Below are 25,168 nucleotides of genomic sequence, written 5' to 3'. Positions count from 1 at the left end.
AAAGGCGCAGAACGAGGGGGGAATGCCAATGTCGTTGCTGTCTGCGAGGCCGATCGCCTTCATCCTGACCGCCGATCGGGCCAAGGCCAAGCCGTTCTACGCGGGCGCGCTGGGGCTGCCGATTCTCTCCGAAGACGATTTCGCGGTGACCTTCGACCTGGGCCAGGGCGCGACGATCCGACTCACCGACCTGCCCGGGCATCAGGGCGCGAACCATACGGTGCTCGGCTGGGGCGTGACCGACATCCGCGCCGCGGCGGCCGAGCTCAAGGCCAAGGGCGTCACCTTCCGCGTCTACGAAGGCTTCGGTCAGGACGAGGATGCGATCTGGAGCCCGCCCGGCGGCGGCGCGCAGGTCGCCTGGTTCACCGATCCCGACGGCAACGTGCTGAGCCTGACGCAGTTCGCCTGATGGAACTCGGCGATCTCGAAGAGTACCTGCACCGCCAGATCCCGCTGTCGGCGGCGATGCAGGTTGCGGTGCGATCGGCCACGCCCGATTCGGTGGTGCTGGCCGCGCCGCTCGCCCCCAACATCAACCACAAGCACACGGCCTTCGGCGGCTCGGTCTCGGCGCTCGGCATCCTCGCCGCCTGGTCGCTGGTGCACCTGCGCCTGACCGCCGCAGGCCTGCGCGGCGAGATCGTCATCCAGTCCAACAGCATGGACTACGACCGCCCGATCGCCGGCGAATTCACCGCGGTCTCGAGCCTGGCCGATCCCGAGGCCTGGCCCGGCTTCATCCGCATGCTCACGCGCAAGAAACGCGCGCGAATCGAGGTGCGATCGGCGCTGGTCCATCGCGGCGAGACCGTCGGCCGGCTGACCGGTCGCTTCGTCGCCTTCCTCGAAAGCGACGCGGCCTGAGATCAGGGCAGGATCGAGAGCTCGACGAAATCGTCCTCGGTCCAGCGCAGGACCGCCTTGTGCTCGCTGTCGGGCAGGACCACGGTGACGTTCAGGCCTTCGCGGAAGCGGCGATTCTGCCGCAGACCGACGAGCTGGGCCCGCCGCCGGTCGCTGCGCACCGCGGGCAGGCCGACCGGCCCGTCGACCGGCCGTGCGAAAGCGATGCCGCATTCGGCGCCCTTTACCCAGGCGACGTGACCGACGAGATCGAGATCGGTGCCGAAGCGCAGCGTGACGCTTTCGCCCACGGCCATCGGCCGGTCGAGCGACAGGCGCACGCCATGGCCCGAAATGTCGCCGCACAGGGCGGCGCCGGCGCCATCGGCACCTGCGACCGAGATCGCGGCGCCGCGCGCGTCGAGCCGCTCGGCCTGGCGGCGGTCACGGCGATGGCGCCGCTCGACGGCATCTGATCCCAAGGGTGTAAGCATGTTCATGCGGCGATCGTCTCCTGCGCGCTCTGCACGGTTTTCGAGCGACGGGTTCTAGCGCCCAAGGCTTTCGACCTCGTTAAGCAGACCAACCCGCGGTTAACCCCCGCCCGCTATTACGTGGGCCATGACCAGCGACCTGTTCACCGCAGAAGCCTTCGCCACGCTCGAGCAAGCCTATCCGAACACGCCGTGCCGGATCGGTCATGGCCTGGTCGGGCATCCGCTGCTCGAACTCGACCGCCTGGCCGAACTCGCCGGCGCGCTTCCCGCAGACAGCGTCGAGCACAACCTGGGCGCCATGCCGATCGGCATCGACCCGCAGGACATTCCCGCGAGCCAGCTCGGCATCGTCGAGACGATCCGCACGATCGACGAGAGCAAGTCCTGGGCCGTGCTCAAGCGGATCGAGCAGGACCCGCGCTATGCCGAGCTGCTCGCCAGCGTGCTCGCGCAGCTCGAGGGCGTGATCCTGCCGCGAACCGGGCCGATGCTCGAGCTCGAAGGTTTCGTGTTCATTTCCTCGCCGGGCTCGATCACGCCGTTCCATTTCGATCCCGAACACAACGTGCTGCTGCAGCTGCGCGGCTCGAAGACGATGACCGTGTTCCCCGCGCACGACGACCGGCTGGCCGATCCGCGCATCCACGAGGCGTTCCACCTCGGCCAGCATCACCGCAACCTGCCCTGGCAGGAGGAATTCGGCGCGGCCGGCCAGGCGATGACGATCCGGCCGGGCCAGGCGCTCTACGTGCCGGTCAAGGCGCCGCACTGGGTGCAGAACGGTCCCGAAGTCTCGATCTCGCTATCGGTCACCTGGCGCTCCGAATGGAGTTTTGCCGAGGCCGATGCGCGCGCGTTCAACCACATGCTGCGCGGGCTGGGCCTGAACCCTGCGAGCCCCGCGCCCTACCCGCATCGCAACCTCGCCAAGTCGCTGGGCCACCGCGCGATCCGCAAGCTGCGCGGCGGCCTGGGCCGCTGACACCGGTGACTCGGGTCTACATCACGATCGATACCGAATATTCGGCGGGCATGGTCGTACGCCAGGGCACCGACTGCCGCGCCGAGAACTTCGCGCGCGCCATCGGCTGCGAGACGCCGTCGGGTCCGGTCGGCGTCGGTTACCAGCTCGACCGGTTCGACCGGCACGGTCTCAAGGCGGTGTTCTTCGTCGATCCGATGCCGGCGCTGGTCTGGGGCGTCGAAGCGATCGCCGACGTCGTCGGCCCGATCGTCGCGCGCGGGCACGACGTCCAGCTCCACCTGCACAGCGAGTGGCTGGCCTTCGCAGGCAACGCCAATCCGCTGGGCACGCGTGTGGGTACGCACATCAAGGACTTCACCTTCGACGAGCAATGCCGCCTGCTCGACTATGCGCGCGACACCTTGGTCGCAGCCGGAGCGCCCGCACCGATCGCCTTCCGCGCGGGCAATTACGGCGCCAACGACGACACCCTGCGCGCGCTCGCCGCGGTCGGCCTGGCCTACGACACCAGCCATTGCCCGGGCATCGCCGGATCGGACTGCGCGATCGGCCTCGGCCCCGACGATCGCCTGCCGGTCGAGCGCTGCGGCGTGATCGAGGTGCCGATCGGCGCGATCGCCACGCGCGGCGGCGGGCTGCGCCACGGCCAGCTCACCGCGCTCTCGGCCGGTGAGATCCTCGCCGCGCTGCGCCACACGCAGGCCGTCGGCGGCGAGAGCTTCACCCTCGTCTCGCACAGCTTCGAGCTCGCCAGCCGCGACCGGCTGCGCACCAATCAGATCGTCAAGCGCCGCTTCGAACAGGTCTGCGCCGGCCTCGCACGAATGCCCGGCGTCACCACCGCGACCTACGCCGACGCGCCGCCCGCCCTGCCCCGCACCGCGGCGGCACAAGGCGTTCTGCCGCACAGCGCCTGGCGCACCGGCCTGCGCCTGGTCGAGCAGGCCGCGGCCAACGTGCTCTACGGAGCCGCCTGATGCGACAGTGGATCGACGACCGCTTCGGAACCCCGCGCGGCGCCGTACGCCTCGGCCTGTCCTATGCCGAGGTCGCGAGCGGCCTGGCGCCGATCCGCCGCCCGCAGCGCGACGAAGTGCGCCGGCTGGTCTTCGTCTGCCACGGCAACATCTGCCGCAGCGCCTATGCCGAAGCCCTGGCCCAGCGCGCGGGCTATGCCACGGCCTCGTTCGGTCTCTCGACCAGCACCGGCAGCCCCGCGCACCCGCCGATCGCCGCGATCGCGGCCGAGCGCGGGCTCGACCTCTCAGCGCACCGCACGACGCGGGTCGAGGACTTCGAAGCCCTGCCCGGCGACTATCTGCTGGCGATGGAAGTGCGCCACTTGCGCAAGATGGCGGCGATCCCGGCGATCGCCCAGCTGCCGCGCGGCCTGCTGGGGAGCTACGCCGGCCTGCCGCTGCCGCATCTGCACGATCCCTACAAGCTCGGCGACGGCTATACGCGCGTCTGCCTGACGCGCGTCGAGCACGCGGTCGAGCGGCTCTGCGTCAGCTTCCCCGCCGCAAGGCGCGCCTGACGATCCCCATCATGTCGCCGAAGAACGGCTTGGGATCGCGCCACGACCAGACGTAGTAGCGCACGCGCGGATCGGCGAAATCGGTGACGAAGGCCACCGCCGCGCGCAGACGCCGGCCCAGCGGCAGGCTGGAATCGCGCAGGATCGCGACGATGTGCTTGCTGTCGGGGATGACATAGCGCGCGCGGCGTGACTTCAGCCTTGGCGCGGTAACGTCGCGCTCGCCGAGCATCCGGCAGCGATAGGTCTCCCAGGCAAAATGCGCGCCGGCGTGATAGGCGAGCGGGATCGAGCCCCAGAAGCGGCCGTTGATCTCCATCAGCCAGTAGGTCCCGGTCGCGGGATCGTGACGATATTCAACCATCGCCGGCCCCTGCCAGCCGATCTCGCGCAGCAGCGCTTCGGACAGCGCCATCTGCGCGGCGTGGCGGTCGAGCGGCACCGATTCGCAGAAGCTCGAGACCCCGCCCGAGGGCGGCCATTCGCGCAGGCGGCGGTGCTGGAAGCGCAGGGTCGCGCGGCCCGCGTGCATGTGCAGCATCTGGCCGAGCCCCTGGCCCGGACACCACGTCTGGACGAGCGGCCAGAGCCCGACCTTGTCATAGCGCGCGAGGATCGCGAGCAGCTCCGCGGCCGACTTCGCATATTCGACCTTCTCGAGATCGATCCCCTGCGCGGCGAGCGCCGCGACGACCCCGTTTGGATCGGGCCACTTGATCGCCACCGGATAGGCCAGCGCCGCGGCCCTGGCGGCGAAATCCTCGCCCAGGCTGGGCGACCAGCTCGCCGGCACGCTGATGCCGACACGCGCCGCGGCATCGAAGGTCTGCTGCTTGTCGAGCACCAGGGCGAGCTTGTCGGCATCGGGCGCGAGCACCGGGCAAGCGCCGAGATCGTCCTTGAGCGCTGCGAGCTGGAGCAGGTGATGCTCGGAATAGGCGAGCACCGCGGTGACGCCGTGCTCGGCGACGAGCTGCGGCAACCACGCGGCGATCGGCGCCGAGGTCGCCAGGAAGTGCTTTACATGCCGGGAATAACGGCCCAGCGCGTGCCCGGTCTTGCCCTGCGCGAGCACCGACAGGCCGCGTTCGCCGAGCTCGCGGATCACCGTGAGCCCGATCGGGCTGTCCGCTCCCAGGACGGCGATCATGCCTAGGAGCAGGCCTCGCACATGCCGCGCAGCTCGACCACGGGGCGCACGTCGGCGAAGCCCGCCGCCTTGGCCGCGCCGATCAGCGCGCCGGTCAGCTTGTCATCGTCGATGTGGACGACCTGGCCGCACGAATCGCAGATCAGGAAGATGCAGTCGTGGCGGCAGCCCGGATGGGTGTTGGCGACATAGGCGTTAGCGCTCTCGACCCGCCGCGCGAGATTGCTGCGCACGAACAGATCGAGGATACGATAGACGCTGTTGGCCGCGACGCGCTTGTCGCGCAGCTTGGAGACGGCCTCGGCGATGTCGTAGGCCGAAGCCGGCCGATCGCGCTCGGCCAGCGCGGTGAACACGTCGGCGCGCATGTCGGTCCATTGCTCGCCCGATTCGACGAGCGCGTGGCGCGCCGCGTCGATCAGGTTCTCGCCGCTGTGCTCGTGGTGGTGATGTTGCCCGGACATGGACCCGATATAGGCAGCAATCAGCGGCTGGTGAAGCCGGCCTTGTAGTATCCGGGAAACAGCTGGCGCAGCGCCGCCACCTTGGGCGCGTCCCAGCGCCGGATATAGGGGTGGTCGGGGTTCGCAGCCATGAAGTCCTGGTGATAGGCCTCGGCCGGGTAGAACCGGCGATAGGCCTCGATCCGCGTGACGATCGGCGCGCGCCAGACCTTCGCGGCGCGCAGCTGGGCGATATAGGCTTCGGCCACCGCGCGTTGCTCGGCGCTCAGCGGCACCAGCGCGTTGCGGTACTCGCGGCCGACGTCGGGGCCCTGGCGATCGAGCTGGGTGGGATCGGTGACGACCGAGAAGAACACGCGCAGCAGCTGGTCGTAGCGCACGCGCGCGGGATCGTAGGTCACGCGCACCGATTCGGCGTGGCCGCTGTCGCCGCCGTGGATCCGCTCATAGCGCGCGGTGTTCGCCTCGCCGCCGTGATAGCCCGAGACCACGCTGGTAACGCCGCGGACGTGGCTGAACACGCCTTCGACGCCCCAGAAGCAACCGCCCGCGAAGATCGCGGTCTTGGCGCCGCCCGGCTCGTTGGCCTGGCGCTCGGCGAGCGGGGCGACGACCGTGGTTTCGGCCGAGGCCGGGCTCGCCTGCTGGCAGGCCGCGGCGACCGCGAGGATGGGGATGAGGAGAACCCGGCCTAGCGAAGCGGAGGGCTTCACCGGCGCGGCCTTTACTGGGCCGATGCCGCGACGGCGGACGTGACCATGCCGCCCGGCTGTTCCTGGGTGCCGCCGATGCCGATCGTCGCGAGCACCAGCATCGCGCCGGCGCCGAAGCCCAGGGCGAGGTAGCGATAGAACTCGGCGTTGAAGATGGACATGGCAGCAGCTCGTGATTCGTCGTGTGGAAGGCTCCATGCCACCGCTGCTCTTGCAACGAAGTGAACAAAGCCACATTCCCGCGGCCCTTGCGACGAATTGCGCAGGCCGCGGGATCGGACCGTCTATTTAGTGACGGAAATGGCGCATTCCAGTGAAGACCATCGCAAGATTTGCTTCGTCCGCCGCAGCAATGACTTCGTCGTCGCGGATCGAACCGCCCGGCTGGATGATCGCCGTGGCACCCGCCTCGGCCGCCGCCAACAGCCCGTCGGCGAAGGGGAAGAAGGCGTCCGAGGCAACCGCCGAACCGACCGTGCGCGGCTGCGCCCAGCCATAGGTCTCGGCGGCTTCCTTGGCCTTCATCGCGGCGATGCGCGAGCTGTCGCGACGGTTCATCTGGCCCGCGCCGATGCCCGCGGTGACGCCGTCCTTGGCATAGACGATCGCGTTCGACTTGACGTGCTTGGCCACGGTCCAGGCGAACAGGCAGTCGCGCACTTCCTGGTCGGTCGGCTGGCGCTTGGTGACGATCTTGAGATCGTCCTGCGTGATCGAGCCGATGTCGCGGTCCTGGACCAGCAGGCCGCCGGCGATGACGATCTGGTTGAAGCCCTTGCGCGACGGATCGGGCAGGCCCTGGCTGATCAGCAGGCGCAGGTTCTTCTTCTTGGTGAAGGCCTCACGCGCCGCCGCGTCGGCGCCTGGCGCGACGACGACCTCGGTGAAGATCTTGCAGATCGCTTCGGCCGTGGGCCCATCGAGCGGGACGTTGGTCGCGACGATGCCGCCGAAGGCCGAGACCGAATCGCAGGCCAGCGCAGCTTCCCAGGCTTCGAGCAGGGTCGGCGCCGTGGCGACGCCGCAAGGGTTGGCGTGCTTGACGATGACGACGGTCGGCTGCTGGCCGGCGAATTCGCCCGCGAGCTCGAGCGCGGCGTTGGCGTCGTTGTAATTGTTGTACGACAGCTCCTTGCCCTGGATCTGCTCGGCCTGGGGGATACCCGTGCCGAGCGACGAGAAGGTCGGCAGGTAGAGCGCCGCGGTCTGATGCGGGTTCTCGCCATAGCGCAAGGTCGTGGCGAGCTTGCTCGCGACCGCGCGGGTCGGCGGGAAGTGCTGCTGCTGGTCGACCTGCGCGAACCAGCCGGCGATCGCCGCGTCGTAGCTCGCGGTCGCGGCGAAGGCCTTGGCCGCCATCGCCTTGCGGAAGTCGATGCGCGTCGCGCCGTTCGTCGCTTCGAGCTCGCCCAGCAGGGTCGCATAGTCGGCGGGGTCGGTCAGGATCGTGACATAGGCGTGGTTCTTCGCCGCCGAACGCACCATCGAGGGGCCGCCGATGTCGATGTTCTCGATCACCTCGTCGCGCGTGCCGCCCTTGGCCACGGTTTCGCGGAACGGGTAGAGGTTGACCACGACGAGGTCGATCGCGCCGATCTCGTGCTCGGCCATCGCCTTGGCGTGCTCGGCATCGTCGCGCACGGCCAGGAGCCCGCCGTGGACCTTGGGGTGCAGTGTCTTGACGCGGCCGTCCATCATTTCGGGGAAGCCGGTCAGCTCGGATACGTCCTTGACGGTCAGCCCGGCGTCACGCAGCGCCTTGGCCGTGCCGCCGGTCGACACCAGCTCGATCCCGCGCTGGCTGAGCGCCTTGCCGAGGTCGGCGAGCCCCGTCTTGTCGGAAACGGAAAGCAGCGCGCGGCGGACGGTCACATCGGTCATGGGGTGGGGCTCTCGTTGCTGGCGGAGGAGTCGCGGCTCCCCATAGGCCTTTGCGCGAAAATGGCCAGCCGGTGGACCCGGTTCAGCTCATCTTCTTCAACAGCCAGGCGAAGTTTCCGCCCCCGCGCGAGACCAGACCGCTGACCACGAGCTGCTGCGCGGGCACCGGCCGGCCCTGGCCGTCGACCCAGAACGAATCCTCGACCGAGACTTCGCCGCCCGCGGCGCGGAACTGCCAGTAGGAGCCGTCGGGCAGCGCGATGCCGACACCCTGGCCGTCCTCGGACAGGCCGAGCTCGATGTTCGGACCGAGGTGGAAGCGGATCGCGAAGCCGACCTTGCCGCGCTTGCCCTTCTTGCCCGTGGGCACGAGCAGGTCCTCGCCGCGCAGCTCGTTGCCGTCGTCGGCCAGGATCAGGATGCGGCGGTGGACCAGGCCATAGCGCGCGGCATAGCCGTTGTGGCTACCTTCGAGGCGGGTCGCGCGGCCGCGCTTCTCGCCTTCGAGCGTGCGGCGGTCGATGTCGACCTCGGACACGCCCGAACCGATGCCGCCATTGATCAGCACCGCGGTCGAATTGGCGTCGTCGAGCACCAGGGTCGAATGCGCGGCCGTGGCGCGCAGACCCTGTTCGAGGCGCACAGGCACGAGCCCGCCGGCGCAACCCGAGCCGCCGCAGTTGACGACGATGCGGTGGCCGCCCTGCGAGAATTCGAAGGCCAGGGTCGAGGCGCAGCCGTTGCGCGCGTGCTTGGCCATCGGCGGCGGCGCCGCGTCGAACAGCAGCAAGCCTTTCTGCGCGACCACGCGCTGGAAGCCCCACTGGCGCACGTCGCGCAAGGGCCGCGTGCGCACGCCGCTGGCATCGACCAGCCGCGCGATCGTCTCGGCATCGATCGCCCAGGAGCCCTGCCATGAGCCGAGCGAGCCGTCGCCATGGGTCAGCGCCAGCAAGGGCGGCACCAGCACCGCGATCAGGTTGTCGAGCGAGGCCGGCGGCTCACGCCGCGTCGCGCGGTAGCAGGCGCGCAGGGTGACGAGGAGGGCGATCGCCTCCATCTGGCCGAGCGGGCTGCGCGACAGCACGCCGCCGTCGTCGCCCATCAGATCGCCGAGCGCGCGGATCAGGCCGGCTTCGCCATAGAGCCGGCGCGGGCGACCGTCGGGCAGCAGCAGGCCCGAGGCGACGATGCCGCACCAGCCGGCGACGGCACCGAGCAGGTCCTCGGCCCGGCTGACATTCTTGTCGAGCCAGCGGGCCCCGTCGCTGATCGCGCCGAGAATCCGCGCCCGCAGGCGCTTGTCCTTGCCCGACAGGATCAGCGGCGCCTGGACCAGCCAGTTGAGCTGGCGCGAACCGGCGTTGGCCAGGCTCCAGGCCGGGCCCTTGCCGGGCTTCGACGGCGGCTTGCCATTGGCGTCGAGCCAGCAGGCGATGATCCGCTCGGCGACGGGCGCACCCTGCTCGCGCGGGCAGCTCGCTTCGAGATCGGCGAGCCAGGCGAAGCTGTGGACCACGCGTTCGAGCGGCGGGGTCATGCGGCCCGCACCGGCGAAGTCGATCTGCGCGATCGGGGTCTTGGCGCCGTGGACCAGGAAATGGCCAGCGCGCAGCGCGGTGCCGGCGGCGCGATCGCCGGGCAGCGGATTGGAGACGGTGGCGAGCAGGCGGGTCTTGGTGGCCTTGCCCAAAGGCGAGGTCAGCATCGACGTCGGCACGCCGAGCTTGTAGGCGAAGCGGACCAGCCATTCGCCGGCACCGAGCGACGGCGGCGAGAAATCGGCGAGCGCCAGCGCGCGGCCGGGCTCGATCAGCTCGCCCCGCCCTGCCGGAATTTCGGTCTCGGCATCAGGATCGCTGCCGCCCGTCTCGATCAATCCGCTCTCCTCGCCCGCTGCGACCAGCGGAATGGCTCCGTTGTCGGCGCCGGAGCGGCGCGTTGCGGCGAGATCGGAAATGGCCGTCTCGCCCATCGGTCAGTCGCCCAGCGCCTTGAGTGCGGCAATGTTGGCGGCATAACGATCGGGGCCGCCGCGGAAGGTCGCCGTGCCCGCGACCAGCACGTCGGCACCGGCCTCGACGCAGGACCGGATCGTCCCGACGTCGACGCCGCCGTCGACTTCGAGCCGAATGTCGCGGCCCGTCTTGTCGATCATCTTGCGCACCGCCTCGATCTTGCGGAGCTGGTTCGAGATGAAGCTCTGACCGCCGAAGCCCGGATTGACGCTCATGATCAGGACCAGGTCGATGTCGTCGATCAGGTAATCGAGCATCTTGGCCGGGGTGCCCGGGTTGAGCGAGACGCCCGCCTGCTTGCCCAGCCCCTTGATCGCCTGGACCGTGCGGTGGATGTGCGGGCCGGCCTCGGGATGGACCGTGATTATGTCCGCCCCGGCATCGGCGAAGGCCTGAAGATAGGAATCGACCGGCGAGATCATCAGGTGGACGTCGAAGGGCTTGGTCGTGTGCGGGCGCAGCGCCTTCACCACCATCGGGCCGATCGTAATATTAGGGACGAAATGGCCGTCCATGACGTCGACATGGATCCAGTCGGCCCCGGCAGCGTCGATCGCGCGCACCTCCTCGCCGAGGCGCGAGAAGTCGGCGGACAGGATCGAAGGCGAAATCAACGGCGCGGACATGGAACTAGCTCCTTGGCACGGCGATTAGACACCACATCTTGGGGCGACAAGGATGGAACGTGGCTTTTTCCACACGCGATGGCTTTATGCGACGACCACGGCAGAGCTTGCGCCGGATCGCCAATGGCGGGGCTTGCGCAAATTCAGTCTGTATTCAGCGCCCGAATCGCATATGGGAGGCGTTCGAAGGCGACACCGACCGCCTCGCTCTGGCCTCTTCGCCTTGAAAGCAACACATTGTTGCTGAGAAAGCCGCCCCCGCTCATATCCGATTCAACGTCAGGACCGAATAAGCCCATGACCCTGCCCAGCCGTCTGAGCGCCGCGGCGCTCGCCTGCGCCTCCGCACTGACCCTGTTCACGGCCCCCGCGGCCGCCCAACCGGCTGCGACGCCGCCGCTCGGCTGCACCGGCACACCCAGTTCCACCTGGATCAACGTCGTCGCGCAGGGCCTGCGCAACGGCAGCGGCCTGCTCGCGGTCACGCTCTACGAAGACAAGCCCAGCAAGTTCCTCGTCCGCCACGGCTCGCTCTACGTCGGCCGCGTCAACGCCGAAGCCGGCACCACGCGCATGTGCATCTTCGTGCCCAAGCCGGGCGTCTATGCGCTGGCGCTCTATCACGACGAGAACGGCAACCGCTCGTTCGACCGCACGGGCATCGGCTTCCCGGCCGAAGGCTATGGCTTCTCGAACAATCCGCCGACCCTGGCTGGCCTGCCCTCGTTCCGCTCGGTCCGCCTCAACATCCCGCGCGCCGGCCTGACCACGCGCGTGCAGATGAAGTATCCGTGATGTGATCCTCCCCGCTCGCGGGGAGGTGGCAGGCGCACAGCGCCTGACGGAGGGGGTTGTCCGGCAACGCAGCGTTCGCCGAGAGTCCCCTCCACCGCCTGCGGCGGTCCCCCTCCCCGTTCCGGGGAGGATTTATTACCCGTAGATTTCCTTGAGTTCGACCGGGGCCTCGGCCTCGGCGAGCGCATGGGCGCGCGGATCGTCGACGTCGAGCCACCAGGCTTCGCCGATGTCCATCGTGCCTGCGCGGCCCGCGTCGGCCAGCCGCTGCATGCCGTCGGACAGGCTGCCGGCCTTGCCCGAAGCCACGGCCGCGGCGATCGCCTTGGCCAGTTCGGGCGTGGCGAGGAAGGCGCCGCAATCGACCGCGTCGTATTCGGGAATCGTCTTGCCGATCGCACGGATGCGGCCGCAGGGATCGGTCGCGACCCAGGTCGCGTCGTCGGGATCGATCAGCGGGCTGGTGACGCGCCGGTCGACCGCCAAGGTCACGCCGCGCTCGGCCGAACCGGCCCGCGCCAGATCCTGGAGTATGCCGGCCGAAAAGATGTGATCGGCCATCATCAGCAGATAGTCGCCATCGATCCGCGCCGCGCCGGCCATGACCGAAAAGCCGTTGGGCTTCGACCAGTCGTCGACGCGCTGCGCGACGACGGGAATGCCCGCGATCTCGCCCAGGGCCGGCAGCACCGCCTCGACGCGGTCGGCCGCGTGCCCGGTCACCACGACGACTCGCGTCGCACCCGCCGCAGCGGCCTGGCGCACGCCGAGCTCGATCAGCGGCACGCCCGCGACCGGCGTCAGCGGTTTCGATTCGGAGATGTCCCGCAGGCGGCTCCCGTAGCCCGCGGCGATGATCAGCGCTTCCATCGTCCCTCTGGCATCGTCCTATTCGGCATTACAGCCGGTAATATGACAACGGCGCCGGCCAGAACGTGCTGACCGGCGCCGTCGCTATGCAGATCGCTGCGCTTACTCGGCGGCGAGCGCCGTGTCGGCGATGTACTCTTCGACCATCTGCGCGGCAACGTCGTCGTTGAACTGCTGCGGCGGATGCTTGCAGAAGTAGGCCGACGGACCGATCAGGGCTCCGCCTTCGCCGCGCTCCAGCGCGACTTTGGCGCAGCGGATCGCGTCCATGACGCAAGCTGCCGAGTTCGGGCTGTCCTCAACCGAGAGACGCAGCTCGAGGTTCATCGGCACGTTGCCCCACTGGTTGCCTTCGAGGCGCAGGAAGCACAGCTTGTTGTCCTTCTGCCAGGGAACGTAGTCCGACGGACCGACGTGGATGTTCTCGTCGGCCAGACGCTCGGCGAGCATGGCCTGCACCGCCTCGGTCTTCGATTCCTTCTTGCTGCCCAGACGCTGGCGGTCGAGCATGTTCATGAAGTCGGTGTTGCCGCCGGTGTTGAGCTGGTAGGTGCGCTCGACCTGGACGCCGCGGGCGGCGAAGAGGCTCGACAGCACGCGGTGGACGATCGTCGCACCGACCTGCGCCTTGATGTCGTCGCCGACGATCGGCAGGCGCTTTTCGCGGAAGCGCGCTTCCCACTCGGGGCGGCTGGCGATGAACACCGGCATGCAGTTGACGACGCCGACGCCCGCTTCGAGCGCGCATTCCATGTAGAACTCGGTCGCTTCCTGCGAACCGACGGGCAGGAAGTTCACGAGAACCTCGGCGCCCGACGCCTTGATGGCGGCGACGATCGATTCCTTGGTGGCTTCGGCTTCGTCGGCGACGACGAAACCGCGCTCGCCCATGTTGGTCATGTGCGGGGCGACGCCGTCCGAGACGCGGCCCATGATGACCTTGGCGCCGGTGGCGGGCACGTCGGCGTGGAACACGGCGGTGTTGTTCGGAGCTGCGAAGATGGCTTCCGCAATGTCCTTGCCGACCTTGCGCGCGTCGACGTCGACGCCCAGCACGAAGTCGACGTCACCAGCGCCGTAGCCGCCGATGCGATCGTGGATCAGGCCCTGCGAGGAATTGTTGGAGCGGTAGTGCGCAACCCCCTGCACCAGCGAGCTGGCGCAGTTGCCCACGCCGATCACGGCGACCTTGATTGGCTTCATTTGATTTCGATCCCTTTCGAAAGACGCTTTGGCGCCCTAATCGCACGTCATTGTTAAATCACGCGGCAAAAGCAAGAAGTTTGCGCGCGGTCAAGTCGGATGGTTGGGGATGATGGGTACAACCCCGCATAATCCCCACCTATTGTGGCGGATTTGCCAGTCGCCGCTGATGATTCTCCAACCGTACCCGGCCGCGCCGTTAGCCGATTGCAAGCGTTCCGACAAGCTGATCCAGCCGCTCCAGCAGCACGATCTGCGGATCGATCGCCCGGAAATCCTCGGCCGCGAAAGCCGATGTCAGCAGCGCACGAAAGGCGACACCGGTGTCGCGGGCGATGCGCGCGTCGTTGGGCGAATCGCCGGTGAAGACCATCCGTTCACGTCCCAGACCGAACCGGGACTCGAGCGCGCGGAAGTGGTCCTCACCCTTGCCGAAGCCGTCCTCGGGGCGGAATCCCAGCGCGAAATCGACCGGCCAGTCGCGCGCGAGACGATCGACGTAGACCTGCATGTTGTTCGACGAGATCGCCACGCGGAAACCGCGCTCGCGCCATTCGCCGAACAACTGCTCGACCTGCGCGGGCAGCACGATCGCCCGCAGATAGCCGTCCTTCCACTGCTCGAATCGCTCGGCGACGGCGTCGGTATCGGCGCGTTGCGGGTAGAGCTGGCGCAGCTGCTTCTGGAAGGGCAGGCCCGACGTGCGGAAATAGTCGGCGCGCGCCGCGTCCCAGGGCGTGCCGAGATGCGTCTCCATCAGGCTCGCCGCCTGGTCGGCATAGTCCTCCATCGTCGGCACCAGCGTGCCGTCGAGATCGAACACGAGCAGGTCGACGGTCATGCGCCGAGACCGCCACGGGCGAGATCGAGGTCCTCCTGGGTGTCGACCTCGTACCAGCGCAGGCCCTCGATCCACTGCAGGCGCGGCGCGGTCGCCGTGTCGCGCGCGAGCCGCGCCAGCACCATCTCGACCGAGGCGGTGCGGATGTCGGCCTCGGCCGCCACCGCGTCGAAAGCCGCCCAGTAGTGCGCCGTCCTATCGGCGCCGACCGCGGTCGTGCCGATATAGGCGCCATCATACTGCGTCAGCGTCTTGGCGATGTCGGTCAGCCGCTCGCCGGCGGCGAGCACCTTCATCTCGTCGTCGAGGATCGTGCGGTCGCGCTCGCAGGCGATCGTGACGTCGGCGCCGGGCCGGAAATGGTCGACATACATCGTTGCCGGGAACAGGTGATCGGCATTGGTGACGACGAAAGGCTCCTGCCCCAGCAGCGCGCGCGCGGCGCGCAGCGAGGTGAGATTGCCGGCTTCGAGATCGGGATTGCGCACCGTGCGGATCGGACGGCCGCCCCAGTGCTGCGCGAGGTGCGCCTCGACCTGGTCGGCCTGATAGCCGGTGACGACCACCACTTCGGACACGACGCCGAGCAGCGCCTCGACCGCGAAGTCGATGCAGGCGCGCCCGCCGACCGCGAGCAGGGGCTTGGGCAGCGACGCCGTCGCCTCGCCCAGTCGGCTGCCGCGTCCGGCGGCGAGAATGACACCCCTCATCGTTATGACTTGGACTTTACACGCATCGTGCATCGCGATGACGAAGCGCGATCACACCGTCAAGATACCTGCACAGATAGTCCATACCATTGAGTACGGTTGTACTCAGGCCTTCAGATGCGCGGGCAGTAGGTCGCCACTCTTGTCGGCGATGATCACCGGCGCGCACCACAGGATCGCCGCCAGCCAGATGCAGATGCCGCCGAGCGCGAGCTGCGGCACCAGCCAGGGAATGCCGGCGAGACACAGGCAGGCGGCGAACAGCGCATAGAAATCGCGCTTGAACAGCTTCTCGGCGGTGAGCACGACCGTGGCGAGCCGCGGGGTAGACGCCAGCCGCAAGGCCAAAGCCTGGCGCAGGACGTCGAAGCTGCCGCGCCGCGGGCCGAGGCGGACGAGCAGCGCCATCAGGCTCATGCACAAGGCGGCGATCACCACCATGGCTCCCGCGACCTGCAGCTGCCCCATGCCGTAGGTCCGCACCAGGCCCACGGTCAGCCCGCCGGCGAAGCCGAGATTGGCCAGCATGTCGAAGCCCGTATCGAGCACCGCGCCCGAGCGGCTGTTCTGGTGGCTGACGCGGGCGATGTCGCCGTCGACGCAATCGACCACCGAGACCACCTGATAGAGCAGCCCCCCGATCGCCAGCCACCACAGGCCACCGTGCGCGAGCAGCACGGTCATGACCACGGCGATGGCGAAAGTGGCCCAGGTGACGGCATTGGGCGAGACGTCGCGTCGCATCAGCCAGGCGGCCATGCGGAACGAGATCGGTCGGTTGAGATGGCGGCCGAACCAGCCCTCGCTGGGCTTCATCGAGGCCTGCAGCATCTGCCAGGTCACGGCATCGGGCGCGCCCGGTCCGAAACCGTCGCCGGGCGCGTCGAGCGCGGCTGCCGGATCCTCGACGAGCCGGCGCAGGCCCTGCTGCGTCAGCAGGCGGTCGGCGGGAAGCATGACCAGACGCGCCTGCGCGGGAATCTCACCGGCATCGGCGACGAAGACGACCTCGGGCAGCGGCCGCTCGCGCAGCGCGAAGCTGCGCGGCCAGTCGATCGGTTCGGCGCGCGACGAGACCACGTAGATGGTCCGCGCGCCGACGAGATCGGCGAGGATCACCGAACGGCCGATGCCGGTCAGGCCGCCCATGCGCTGGCGAAGAAACGGAGATGTCGGGATCGCGACCGAAAAGTCCGGCGAAATCGCGGGGGAGGAAGCGGACATTGTTATGGCGGAAACCGAGGTATGTAGAACTTGGCCGGCAATTTAGGTGCTGCCCCCGGTTGCGTCCACTGCGAAACGTTCGCCCTGCGCCGGTTGCCTTCGCGCGCGCCGCTCTCTAGGGAGCGGCCGGGTCCGCGCGGTGCGGGTCCGCCGCAGCCCCCGCCGGGAGTTCGACGCGTGACCAAAACAGGTTCCGACGGCAAGATCAGCCGGCCCGTGCGCGCCCGCGAGCTGCAGGACCCGCTCAACCACTATCTCTATCACCCGCTGGCCTGGCAGCTGGCCCGGCGCCTCGCGCATACGCCGCTGACCCCCAACATGGTCTCGGTGATCGGCGCGCTCTGCGTGATCGGTGCGGCCGTCGCCTATGCCCAGCCCGGCTGGCCCGGCCCCGCACTGCTCGGCCTGGTGCTGCACATGACCTGGCACGTCGTCGACGGCGCCGACGGCGATCTCGCGCGGATCACCGGCAAGTCCAGCCCCACCGGCGAGCTCGTCGACGGCCTCTGCGACTATCTCAGCCACATCGTGCTCTACTTCGTGCTCGGTTGGCTGCTCGACCAGCAGATGGGCTGGACCGCCTGGCTGTTCATGGTGCCCGCGGGGCTCAGCCACATCGTCCAGTCGAACCACGTCGAGGTCCAGCGCCGGCAGTACCAGTGGTGGGTCTACGGCACGCCGTGGCTGCGCAACACCGCCAAGGGCGACAGCGCAACCGGCAAGGGCGGGCTCGGCGCGATCGTCGGCGCCTATCTCGAACTCGCTTCGGGCATGACCCCGCACGCGCTGCGCATCGACGCCGCGGTCGAGGCGGCCAAGGGTGATCCGGCGCGGCAGGAAGCGATCCGCGCCGCCGTGCGCGCCGAGGCACCGCCGCTGCTGCTGATGTGCAAGTTCCTCGGCCCCAACCCGCGCGCGCTGGTGCTCGGCGCGTCGATGCTGTTGGGCAGCCCGATCTGGTACTTCCTCTACCAGGCCGTGGTGCTCAACCTATTGCTGGTGGTATCGGTCAAGATGCACAACGCCGCCGCCCGCCGCATTGCCGCCGAGATCGGCGCCTAAAGCCCGGGAACCGGCAATAGCCGACAACCGGAGCGCGCGATGAAACTGCAAGACCTGATAGCCGGCGCCAGCGAACTCGCGCCCCGCATCACCGAACTGCGCCGGGCGATCCATGCCGAGCCCGAGCTCGGCCTCCACACGCCCAAGACGCGCGACAAGGTCCGCGCCGCGCTGGCTCACCTGCCGCTCGAATGGCGCGAGGGGCCCTCGACCACGGGGCTCGTCGCCACGCTCAAGGGCGACAAGCCCGGGCGTTCGGTCTTGCTGCGCGGCGACATGGACGCGCTGGCGATGCCCGAGGAGACCGGGCTCGACTTCGCCTCGACGATCCCGGGGACGATGCACGCCTGCGGCCACGATGCGCACACCGCCATGCTCGCCGGCGCGGCCGAACTGCTCTGCGCGCGCCGCGACACGCTCGCCGGCGAGGTCCGCTTCATGTTCCAGCCGGGCGAGGAGGGCTATCACGGCGCGCGCTTCATGATCGAAGACGGATTGTTGGATCCGATGCCGGACGCGGCCTTCGCGCTCCACGTCATGCCGACCGCGCCGCATGGCCTGATCGCCGGGCGCTCGGGACCGCTGCTCGCCGCCGCCGACCAGCTCGATATCGTGATCGAAGGCCGCGGCGGCCATGCCTCTATGCCGCACCAGACGCTCGATCCCGTGCCTGTCGCCGCCGAGCTGGTGCTGGCCTTGCAGACGATGGTCACGCGCCGGTTCAACGCGCACGATCCGGTGATCGTGACGATCACCAAGATGGAAGCCGGCACCGCGCACAACGTCATCGCCGACCGCGTCTCGCTGCGCGGCACGATGCGGACCCTGAGCCGCGAGAACCGCGCGTCGCTGGCCGAGGCCGTGCGGCTGCTCGCAGCGGGGATCGCCGGCGCGCACGGGCTGACCGCCGAAGTGACGATCACCGAGGGCTTCCCCGTGACGATCTGCGATCCGCGCGCGGTCCAGTTCGGCGAGGCGCTGAGCCGGCAGATGTTCGGCGCGCAGAGCTTCCTGCGGCTCGAAGACCCGATCATGGGTGCCGAGGACTTCGCCTACGTGCTCGACAAGGTGCCCGGTGCGATGTTCTTCCTCGGCGTCAGCCATGCCGGCGAGGACTGGACCAAATGCTGCGGCATCCACTCGACCCGGATGATGCTCGACGAGAGCGTCATGCCGCAAGGCGCGGCCTTCCTGGCTGGGCTGGCCGAGAGCTTTCTGGAGAATGGCTTCGATTGAGCCGATCCTCCCCCACCGGGGGAGGGGGACCGCCGCCGCAGGCGGTGGTGGAGAGGGTGCGGCAGCGCCAGCGTAGCGGCTGCCCGCGCCCCCTCCGTCAGCCGCTGCGCGGCTGCCACCTCCCCCGTTGGGGAGGATCGGACAATTCGTCTGCAAGCGCGATTGCCGCGCCGGTCATCACCGCGCACTTGCATTGCCTGCGCGCCTGCCCTTGGTTCGCCGCCGAGGAGAGCAGGCATGGACAGGCTGGAACGGCTGGAAGCGATCGAGGAGATCCGCAGTCTCAAGGCGCGCTATTTCCGCCTGATGGACACCAAGCAGTGGGACGAGCTGCGCCAGGTGTTCGCCAGCGATCTCAAGGTCCTGACCCCCGAGGGCAAGGTCTATACCGAGGGCGGCGACACCTATGCCGCGGCGCTGCACCATTCGCTCGAACACGCGGTCTCGATCCACCAAGGCCTGATGGGCGAGGTCGAGATCGACGAGACCGGTGCCGAGCCGATCGGCCGCGCGATCTGGGCGATGCAGGACGTCATCTCGTGGGAAGATCGCCATCCCAAGACCGGCTGGAAGTCGATCCTCGGCCGCGGCCATTATCACGAAACCTACCGCCGCGAGGGCGGCCGCTGGCGTATCGCCACCTTGACGCTCACGCGGCTCTCGCTCGACATCATCTGGCCTGAAGGACACGAACCCGCATGACCGCCGACCTCAGCTTCGCCGACTATTTCGGCGAAGGCCGCGACGACAATCCCTATTGGAACGAGAGCGTCTGGTTCTCGTTCTCGATCCCCGAGCGGCGGATCCACGGGATGCTCCAGTACTACTTCCGCCCAAACATGGGCATGCTCAACGGCGGTCCCTGCATGTGGGATGCCTCGGGCACCTACCAGTGGAACGCGCTCTACTATAACTGGGCGCACCTCCAGGGCATGCCCGCGGGCGCGCAGAAGTTCGACATGCAGGCGCGCAATTCGCTCAAGGTGAAGATGCTCGAGCCGCTCAAGCGCTACAAGATCGACTACGACAAGGAAGGCTTCGAGATGGACCTCGTGTGGGAGGCGATCGGCCCCTGCCACGAGCTCAAGACCGGCGATCCCGGCCAGCAGTCGACCGCCAAGTTCCACATCGAGCAGCCCGGCCGGATGCAGGGCACGATCCGCCGTCACGGCGAAGAGTTCGCGATCGACTGCTTCTCGATGCGCGACACGTCCTACGGCGCGCGCGAGTACGAATCGCTGGCCACCGGCGGCTATTTCTGGGGCATCGCGGAAAACAGCTCGTTCCACGCGCTCTGCATGACCAGCGAAGGCCTCTATGGCCGCGAGGCCAAGTGCATTGGCGGCTACATCATGCAGGACGGCGAGATGGCCAGCCTGGTCTCGGGCAAGCGCACGGTGCTCGAATTCGGCGAATTCGGCCCGTCGAAGTTCGTCTTCGAGGGCACCGACACGCTCGGCCGTTCGATGACCGCCACGGGCACGATCGATCCCGGGCTGGTGTTCACCGGATATACCGACCACACCGTGGTCTGGTCGCTGGCCGAGTGGGACTGGAACGGCGTCAAGCACTGGGGCGACAACCAGGAGTTCTCGCCCGCCGAACCGTTCCGCCAGCTGGCGCGCGGCGAAATCAAGCTGGGAGAATGACCTTGGCCGAAACCACACCCGGTCAGATCGTCATCATCAACGGCACCTCGGGCTCGGGCAAGTCGACCACGGCCGAGCTGTTCCAGAAGCGATCCGACGACTACTGGCTGCTCTACGGCATCGACCACTTCCTGGCGGGCACCCAGCCTTCGCAATACGGCCACCACGGCCCCAAATCGCGCGAGGGCATCCATGCCGAGCCGGCCGATCCCGCCAAGCCCGACGGGCCGCTCAAGTGGGTGCTCGGCCCCAAGGGCGTCCAGGCCTTCGCGGCGCTGCACGAATGGCTGGCCGCCTCGTCGCGGGTCGGCTGCAACATCGTGTTCGACCACCTGCTGATGACGCAGACCCCGGTCCTGGCCGACTGCGCCTGGCGGCTCGAGGGGCTGCCCGTGCTGCTGGTCACGCTCAAGCCGCCGTTCGAAGTGCTCGAACAGCGTGTCGCCGAGCGGCAGATGGACAAGAAGATCCCGGTCGACCTGCTCGGCGAGGACGCCGCGCGCAAGATCGTCGACCGGCTGACGCGGCTGCGGCCGTGGTTCTACGAGGCGGTCTATGCCAACGACGAGGCCGATCTGACGATCGACACGAGCGTACACGGCCCCGACGCAGTCGCCGCGATGATCGCGGCGCGGCTGGCCGAGGGGCCGGGAACCGCCTTCGATCGCATCCGCGCGAAATACCCGCGGCCGTAGGGCGCGAAGAGCGCCACTCCACACACCAGAAACGAAAACGCCGCCCCCGCGCTAGCGAGGACGGCGTTTTCGTATGGGATCCCGGGCGAACCCGGGATCCTCACGATCGTCAGAACGAGGTCGGACGCAGGGTCAGGCGCAGGAACACCTGACGGCCCGGATCGGCGATACAGGCAAGTTCGTCGACGCCCGAGGCGTTGCGGCCCGGCGCGCCGGTCAGCGGCGGCGCCAGCACCTGGCCGGTGGCACCGCTGAACTGCGTGCAGTTACCCGCGGTGTACTTGTTGGTCAGGTTGTTGCCGATCACCGCCAGTTCCCACGAATCGTTGTCCGAGGCGAGGCTGACGTTGGCGTTGAGCTTGGCGAAGGCCGGTTGGTAGAAGTCCGCGCGGCGGCCGAGGTTCTTGAGGAACTTCGACGAGTACTGGACATTGACGCCGAGCCCGAGCTTGAGCCCGTTGCCGACGCTGCTGTCGTAGTCGAGCCCGCCGTTGGCGGTCCAGTCCGCCGCCTTGGGCAGCGGCAGGCCGGCGAGGTCCTGTGCCTGGAACCGGCCCGTGGCCGGGTTGAGCACGCGGTTGCAGCCGTCGGCGATGGTCTGGCCGCCAGCGCAGGGCGCATTGGCGAACTCGGTGAAGCGCGCGTGGTTCCAGTTGACCGCAAGGCGGGCGCTGAGACCTTCGAGCGAGGGCGGACGATAGGTCGCCTCGAAGTCGACGCCGTAGACGGTCGACTTGCCCGCATTGATCGTGCGGATCACCGGCAGGCCGCCCGCGGCGACTTCGTTCGCGCCGACCTGGAGGTTGTCGTACTTGTAGTAGTAGAACGCGGACTCGATGCTCAGCGCCCGATCGGCGAGACGCGCCTTGAGGCCGACTTCACCGCCGCGCACGCGCTCGTCGCCGAACGAGTTGTCGCCGCCCGGGGTCGCCGGCACGGTCATGATGAACGAGCCCGACTTGTAACCCTGCTTGAGCGCACCGAAGACGGTGAGGTCGTCGGTCGGCGTATAGGTGATCGTCAGCTCGGGCGACCAGTTCTTGGCACGCAGGGTCGGGTTGGCGATCGTGATCGGGGTCAGCGCCGAGAAATAGCTCGTCGCGCTGGCCGCATCGTCGTGACGGCGCTCGTCGGCATAGCGGACGCCGCCGGCGATCTCGAGCACATCGACCGGCTTCCAGCGGAGCTGACCGAACAGCGACCAGGCCTCGATCTTCACGTCGTTGATGCCCGAGGTCAGCGTGGCCGGGAAGCCATAGGCGGTGTTGCCGCCCACCCAGATGCGGTTCGAGACGCGCGCATTCTGGTAGTAGCCGCCGAGCAGGAAGTTGAGCGGCGTGTTGAAGTCCGATTCGAGGCGCAGCTCCTGGGTCCAGTCGCGGCGGCGGAAGCGGTTGTCGGCGATCAGGGTCGGGCCGGCGAAGCCCGAGTTGACGCCGTTGAGCAGGCCGTCGAAGCGCGTGTTGTAGTAGCCCGTGGTCGAGGTCAGGCTGAGCTGCGGGGCGACGTTGTAGCCGACCTCGAGCGTGCCGAAGCTGGTCACGTACTTCTGGAACGGCGTGCCGCCGTTGCGCACTTCGGGGAAGGCCGAAGGCAGGATGTCGACGATGTAGACGTTGCGATCGATCTTGCAGTCGTCGGCCGGGTTGATGAAGGGAATGCCCGCGGGCGCGCCGTTGCCGTCGGGGCACGAGCCCATCGGGGCGCCGCCGCCGACCACGCGCTTCTTGGTGTTGTTGACCTTGAGCCGCACGTTGACGTCGGCATCGGGCTTCCACACCAAGGTGCCGCGCAGGATGTATTCCTCGGTGGCGTTGTAGCGGTTGCTGCTCGGCGTCTTGGCGCCGGTGCCGGGGGCTGCGGTCGCCTTGTTGAAGAAGTAGCCGTCGTCGTCCGAATACATGCCGGCGAGGCGGATGCCGACGGTGTCGCTGAGCGGGCCCGAATAGATCAGCTCGCCGCGCTTCTCGCGGGCTTCGACGCCATAGGTGGCGCGGGCGATGACTTCGAGCTCGTCACCCGGATCGGCGGTGCGGATCGAGATCACGCCGCCGGGGCTGTTCTTGCCGAAGAACAGCGCCTGCGGGCCCTTGAGCACTTCGACCTGCGCCATGTCGAACATGCCGACCGCATAGGACGCGCCCTGGGTCAGCTGGAGGCCGTCGATGTTGAGCGAGACCGACTGGTCGACGCCCGCGTCGAGCGACGAGGTGCCGACGCCGCGCAGCGAGATCTGCGCACCGACCGACAGCACGTTGTTGCCGATCTGCAGGCCGGCGACCTGCTGGGTCAGGCCGGTGATGTTGGTGACCTGGCGATCGGCCAGGACTTCGGGGGTCAGCACCGTCTCGATGATCGGCACCTTGAGGATCGATTCCTGGCGCTTGCGCGCGGTGACGATGATGTCGCCGTTGTCGACGTAGGCCGACGAGGACTTGGGCTCCTCGGTCTCCTGCGCGAAGGCCGGCGCGGCCCAGACTGCGATCATCGGTACTGCGGCCGCGGCCAGCAGTGCTGCTTTCCTCATGTTCCCCTCCCTATGGCCGACGGCTTGGTGCCGCCGCGCACCCGGCCCACAGGCCGGGAACTCCGCAATTTTTGCGGCAGCGCGATCGCCCGGCTTCCCATCGGCGCGAGACCGGACAAGCGGGTGCATAGGGATTTGATCGACCAAGTCGCGCAGATTACGCGGCTTGCCGCGGCACCTGCCGCTTGCGTCAATTTTCGGCGCCGGCGCCTGCCGCCGCAGTCAGAAAACTGACCATCTGTTCAGCAAATTGCCCTACAAGACGAGGGGGCAGGAATCCTCAGGCGTGAAGGTCGGCCCACTCGGGGTGCCGCTTGAAGGCAACCGCGACGTAGCTGCACAGCGGGTGGATCTTGAAACCCTCGGCCCGGGCATCCTCGATCATGCGCTCGACGAGCTTCGCGGCGATCCCGCGATTGCCGATCTCGGGCGGGACCAGGGTGTGGTCGGCCACCTTGACGCCGTTGGCATCGACCCAGGTCAGGCGGCCCACGGTCTCGGTGCCGGGCACGTGCGCGCGGTACTCGCCGCCGGTGGCATGATCGTGCCGGGTAATCGTGAGGCCTTCCATGGACTGAGCTCCTGACGCTTGACGGAACCGCTCTCCGCCGCAAGGCATATGGTCATGCAGTTCATGTCCGACAATGCCGCCGCGGTGCACCCGAACGTCTGGGCCGCGCTGCTCGCCGCCGATGCGCCCGACGCGCCCTATGATGGCGATGCGCTCTCGGCCCGCCTCGATGCCGCTTTCGCCGAGGTCTTCGGGCGTCCCTGCTGGACCCTATGGGTGGCCAGCGGCACCGCCGCCAACTGCCTGGCGCTGTCGACCATGGTGCCGCCGCAGGGCGCCGCGGTGTGCCACAAGCTCGCCCATATCGAACAGGACGAAGGCGGCGCGCCGGGGTTCTTCACCCACGGCGCCAAGCTGCTGCTGGCCGAGGGGGATGGCGCCAAGCTCACTCCCGCGGGGATTGCCGGCGTGATCGATCCGATCAAGCGCGGCGTGCATTGGGTCCAGCCGGCGGCAATCTCGATCACCCAGGCAACCGAGCGCGGCCGCGTCTATACCCCCGCCGAGGTCACCGAGATCGGCCTGATGGCGCGCGACCGGCGGCTCTGGCTGCACATGGACGGCGCGCGTCTGGCCAATGCCGTGGCCTTCCTCGGCTGCGAGCCCGCGGCGATCAGCTGCGACGCCGGGGTCCACGCGCTGAGCTTCGGCATGGTCAAGAACGGCGGCATGAGCGCCGAGGCGATCGTCTTCTTCGACGAGGGCCTGGCCGAGATCGCCGGCTATCGCCGCAAGCGCGCCGGGCACCTGCAATCGAAGGGCCGCTTCCTCGCCGCGCAGATCCTGGCGATGCTCGAGAACAAGCTCTGGCTCGAAAACGGCTTGGCCGCGAATCAGGCCGCGGCGATCGTCGCGCGCGGCGCGGCCGACCGCCTGCTCGAGCCGGTCGAGGGCAACCAGCTGTTCCTGCGCATGAGCGCAGCCGAGCGCGCGCGGCTGCGCGAACAGGGCTTCGCCTTCTACGACCAGGGCCCCGACGGCGCGCGCATGGTCACCGCCTGGGATTCCAAGCCCGAACATTGCCAGGCGCTGGCCGAGGCGATCGCGGGGCTGTGACGATATCCTCCC

Annotated in this window: 27 protein-coding genes; 12 read left to right on the top strand and 15 right to left on the bottom strand. The window is 68.5% G+C overall.

Going from position 1 to position 25,168, the window contains the following annotated elements:
- Positions 1 to 28 precede the first annotated feature (28 nt).
- Both OLX23_RS09995 and OLX23_RS09990 read left to right on the top strand, forming a co-directional pair.
- On the top strand, positions 29 to 412 hold the full coding sequence (locus OLX23_RS09995; protein ID WP_264444788.1) for a VOC family protein: 384 nt from the start codon (positions 29 to 31) through the stop codon (positions 410 to 412).
- Positions 412 to 867 (top strand): thioesterase domain-containing protein, encoded by a 456-nt coding sequence (locus OLX23_RS09990; RefSeq protein WP_264444786.1) that lies wholly within the window; start codon positions 412 to 414, stop codon positions 865 to 867. Before OLX23_RS09995 ends, OLX23_RS09990 begins: the two co-directional genes overlap by 1 nt.
- 2 nt (positions 868 to 869) lie before the next feature.
- On the opposite strand, the gene OLX23_RS09985 is transcribed toward OLX23_RS09990, so the two are convergent.
- Positions 870 to 1,346: a PilZ domain-containing protein gene (locus tag OLX23_RS09985; protein ID WP_264444784.1), complete on the bottom strand. Its 477-nt coding sequence runs from the start codon at positions 1,344 to 1,346 to the stop codon at positions 870 to 872.
- A gap of 121 nt (positions 1,347 to 1,467) precedes the next feature.
- On the opposite strand from OLX23_RS09985, the gene OLX23_RS09980 reads away from it, so the two are divergent.
- From OLX23_RS09980 to OLX23_RS09970, 3 genes are read left to right on the top strand one after another with little or no spacing between them, the layout of a single operon-like run.
- Positions 1,468 to 2,325 (top strand): bifunctional arginine demethylase and lysyl-hydroxylase, encoded by an 858-nt coding sequence (locus OLX23_RS09980; protein WP_264444783.1) that lies wholly within the window; start codon positions 1,468 to 1,470, stop codon positions 2,323 to 2,325.
- A gap of 5 nt (positions 2,326 to 2,330) precedes the next feature.
- Complete coding sequence (locus OLX23_RS09975; RefSeq protein ID WP_264444781.1) at positions 2,331 to 3,305, top strand: polysaccharide deacetylase family protein; 975 nt, start codon at positions 2,331 to 2,333, stop codon at positions 3,303 to 3,305.
- Positions 3,305 to 3,865 (top strand): phosphotyrosine protein phosphatase, encoded by a 561-nt coding sequence (locus OLX23_RS09970; protein WP_264444780.1) that lies wholly within the window; start codon positions 3,305 to 3,307, stop codon positions 3,863 to 3,865. The genes OLX23_RS09975 and OLX23_RS09970 overlap by 1 nt, the downstream gene beginning before the upstream one ends.
- On the opposite strand, the gene OLX23_RS09965 is transcribed toward OLX23_RS09970, so the two are convergent.
- The 7 genes from OLX23_RS09965 to rpe form a co-directional block, all read right to left on the bottom strand.
- On the bottom strand, positions 3,837 to 5,015 hold the full coding sequence (locus tag OLX23_RS09965; RefSeq protein ID WP_264444779.1) for a carboxylate--amine ligase: 1,179 nt from the start codon (positions 5,013 to 5,015) through the stop codon (positions 3,837 to 3,839). The genes OLX23_RS09970 and OLX23_RS09965 overlap by 29 nt on opposite strands.
- 2 nt (positions 5,016 to 5,017) lie before the next feature.
- A complete protein-coding gene (locus tag OLX23_RS09960; RefSeq protein WP_264444778.1) occupies positions 5,018 to 5,479 on the bottom strand; it encodes a Fur family transcriptional regulator in 462 nt (153 codons plus the stop codon).
- Between the two features lie 20 nt (positions 5,480 to 5,499).
- Complete coding sequence (msrA, locus tag OLX23_RS09955; protein ID WP_264444777.1) at positions 5,500 to 6,192, bottom strand: peptide-methionine (S)-S-oxide reductase MsrA; 693 nt, start codon at positions 6,190 to 6,192, stop codon at positions 5,500 to 5,502.
- Positions 6,193 to 6,203: 11 nt separating this feature from the next.
- Positions 6,204 to 6,353, bottom strand: a complete 150-nt coding sequence (locus OLX23_RS09950; RefSeq protein ID WP_264444776.1) for a hypothetical protein — start codon at positions 6,351 to 6,353, stop codon at positions 6,204 to 6,206.
- A gap of 127 nt (positions 6,354 to 6,480) precedes the next feature.
- Complete coding sequence (purH, locus tag OLX23_RS09945) at positions 6,481 to 8,073, bottom strand: bifunctional phosphoribosylaminoimidazolecarboxamide formyltransferase/IMP cyclohydrolase (protein ID WP_264444775.1); 1,593 nt, start codon at positions 8,071 to 8,073, stop codon at positions 6,481 to 6,483.
- Positions 8,074 to 8,155: 82 nt separating this feature from the next.
- Positions 8,156 to 10,048 carry a heparinase II/III family protein gene (locus OLX23_RS09940; protein WP_264444774.1) on the bottom strand — a complete coding sequence of 631 codons (1,893 nt, stop codon included), beginning with the start codon at positions 10,046 to 10,048 and terminating at the stop codon, positions 8,156 to 8,158.
- A 3-nt stretch (positions 10,049 to 10,051) separates the two neighbouring features.
- Complete coding sequence (gene rpe / locus OLX23_RS09935) at positions 10,052 to 10,717, bottom strand: ribulose-phosphate 3-epimerase (RefSeq protein WP_264444773.1); 666 nt, start codon at positions 10,715 to 10,717, stop codon at positions 10,052 to 10,054.
- Between the two features lie 297 nt (positions 10,718 to 11,014).
- Between rpe and OLX23_RS09930 the strand changes: the two genes are divergently transcribed.
- On the top strand, positions 11,015 to 11,512 hold the full coding sequence (locus OLX23_RS09930) for a DUF2141 domain-containing protein (RefSeq protein ID WP_264444772.1): 498 nt from the start codon (positions 11,015 to 11,017) through the stop codon (positions 11,510 to 11,512).
- Between the two features lie 135 nt (positions 11,513 to 11,647).
- Here the strand turns inward: OLX23_RS09930 and OLX23_RS09925 are convergent, their stop codons facing one another.
- The 5 genes from OLX23_RS09925 to OLX23_RS09905 form a co-directional block, all read right to left on the bottom strand.
- On the bottom strand, positions 11,648 to 12,382 hold the full coding sequence (locus OLX23_RS09925) for an NTP transferase domain-containing protein (RefSeq protein WP_264444771.1): 735 nt from the start codon (positions 12,380 to 12,382) through the stop codon (positions 11,648 to 11,650).
- A gap of 102 nt (positions 12,383 to 12,484) precedes the next feature.
- A complete protein-coding gene (locus tag OLX23_RS09920; RefSeq protein WP_264444770.1) occupies positions 12,485 to 13,585 on the bottom strand; it encodes an inositol-3-phosphate synthase in 1,101 nt (366 codons plus the stop codon).
- Between the two features lie 199 nt (positions 13,586 to 13,784).
- The gene (locus OLX23_RS09915; protein WP_264444769.1) at positions 13,785 to 14,426 is read right to left on the bottom strand and encodes an HAD family hydrolase; all 642 of its coding nucleotides are present in this window, start codon (positions 14,424 to 14,426) and stop codon (positions 13,785 to 13,787) included.
- Complete coding sequence (locus OLX23_RS09910; protein WP_264444768.1) at positions 14,423 to 15,136, bottom strand: NTP transferase domain-containing protein; 714 nt, start codon at positions 15,134 to 15,136, stop codon at positions 14,423 to 14,425. Before OLX23_RS09910 ends, OLX23_RS09915 begins: the two co-directional genes overlap by 4 nt.
- Positions 15,137 to 15,241: 105 nt before the next feature.
- Positions 15,242 to 16,360 (bottom strand): CDP-alcohol phosphatidyltransferase family protein, encoded by a 1,119-nt coding sequence (locus tag OLX23_RS09905; RefSeq protein ID WP_264444767.1) that lies wholly within the window; start codon positions 16,358 to 16,360, stop codon positions 15,242 to 15,244.
- 177 nt (positions 16,361 to 16,537) lie between these two features.
- Between OLX23_RS09905 and OLX23_RS09900 the strand changes: the two genes are divergently transcribed.
- From OLX23_RS09900 to OLX23_RS09880, 5 genes are all read left to right on the top strand, one after another.
- Positions 16,538 to 17,422: a CDP-alcohol phosphatidyltransferase family protein gene (locus OLX23_RS09900; protein ID WP_264444766.1), complete on the top strand. Its 885-nt coding sequence runs from the start codon at positions 16,538 to 16,540 to the stop codon at positions 17,420 to 17,422.
- Positions 17,423 to 17,461: 39 nt separating this feature from the next.
- The gene (locus OLX23_RS09895) at positions 17,462 to 18,658 is read left to right on the top strand and encodes a M20 metallopeptidase family protein (RefSeq protein WP_264444765.1); all 1,197 of its coding nucleotides are present in this window, start codon (positions 17,462 to 17,464) and stop codon (positions 18,656 to 18,658) included.
- A gap of 237 nt (positions 18,659 to 18,895) precedes the next feature.
- Positions 18,896 to 19,360 carry a nuclear transport factor 2 family protein gene (locus tag OLX23_RS09890; RefSeq protein ID WP_264444764.1) on the top strand — a complete coding sequence of 155 codons (465 nt, stop codon included), beginning with the start codon at positions 18,896 to 18,898 and terminating at the stop codon, positions 19,358 to 19,360.
- Positions 19,357 to 20,307 carry a hypothetical protein gene (locus OLX23_RS09885; RefSeq protein WP_264444763.1) on the top strand — a complete coding sequence of 317 codons (951 nt, stop codon included), beginning with the start codon at positions 19,357 to 19,359 and terminating at the stop codon, positions 20,305 to 20,307. Before OLX23_RS09890 ends, OLX23_RS09885 begins: the two co-directional genes overlap by 4 nt.
- A gap of 2 nt (positions 20,308 to 20,309) precedes the next feature.
- Entirely contained in the window at positions 20,310 to 21,002 is a 693-nt protein-coding gene (locus OLX23_RS09880) for a phosphotransferase-like protein (RefSeq protein WP_264444762.1), read from the top strand.
- Between the two features lie 109 nt (positions 21,003 to 21,111).
- Here OLX23_RS09880 and OLX23_RS09875 read toward each other — a convergent pair whose 3' ends face one another.
- Together OLX23_RS09875 and OLX23_RS09870 are read right to left on the bottom strand one after the other, a co-directional pair.
- Positions 21,112 to 23,529, bottom strand: coding sequence for a TonB-dependent receptor (locus OLX23_RS09875; protein WP_264444761.1), 2,418 nt, complete (start codon positions 23,527 to 23,529; stop codon positions 21,112 to 21,114).
- A gap of 280 nt (positions 23,530 to 23,809) precedes the next feature.
- On the bottom strand, positions 23,810 to 24,100 hold the full coding sequence (locus OLX23_RS09870) for a GNAT family N-acetyltransferase (protein ID WP_264444759.1): 291 nt from the start codon (positions 24,098 to 24,100) through the stop codon (positions 23,810 to 23,812).
- Positions 24,101 to 24,154: 54 nt separating this feature from the next.
- On the opposite strand from OLX23_RS09870, the gene OLX23_RS09865 reads away from it, so the two are divergent.
- Positions 24,155 to 25,156 carry a threonine aldolase family protein gene (locus tag OLX23_RS09865; RefSeq protein ID WP_264444757.1) on the top strand — a complete coding sequence of 334 codons (1,002 nt, stop codon included), beginning with the start codon at positions 24,155 to 24,157 and terminating at the stop codon, positions 25,154 to 25,156.
- Positions 25,157 to 25,168 lie beyond the last annotated feature (12 nt).

It is taken from the genome of Novosphingobium sp. JCM 18896 (genome assembly GCF_025938095.1).
Classification (GTDB): domain Bacteria; phylum Pseudomonadota; class Alphaproteobacteria; order Sphingomonadales; family Sphingomonadaceae; genus Novosphingobium.
The sequence above is the reverse complement of the archived record's forward strand: the minus strand, read 5'-3'. Positions and strand labels throughout refer to the sequence as shown.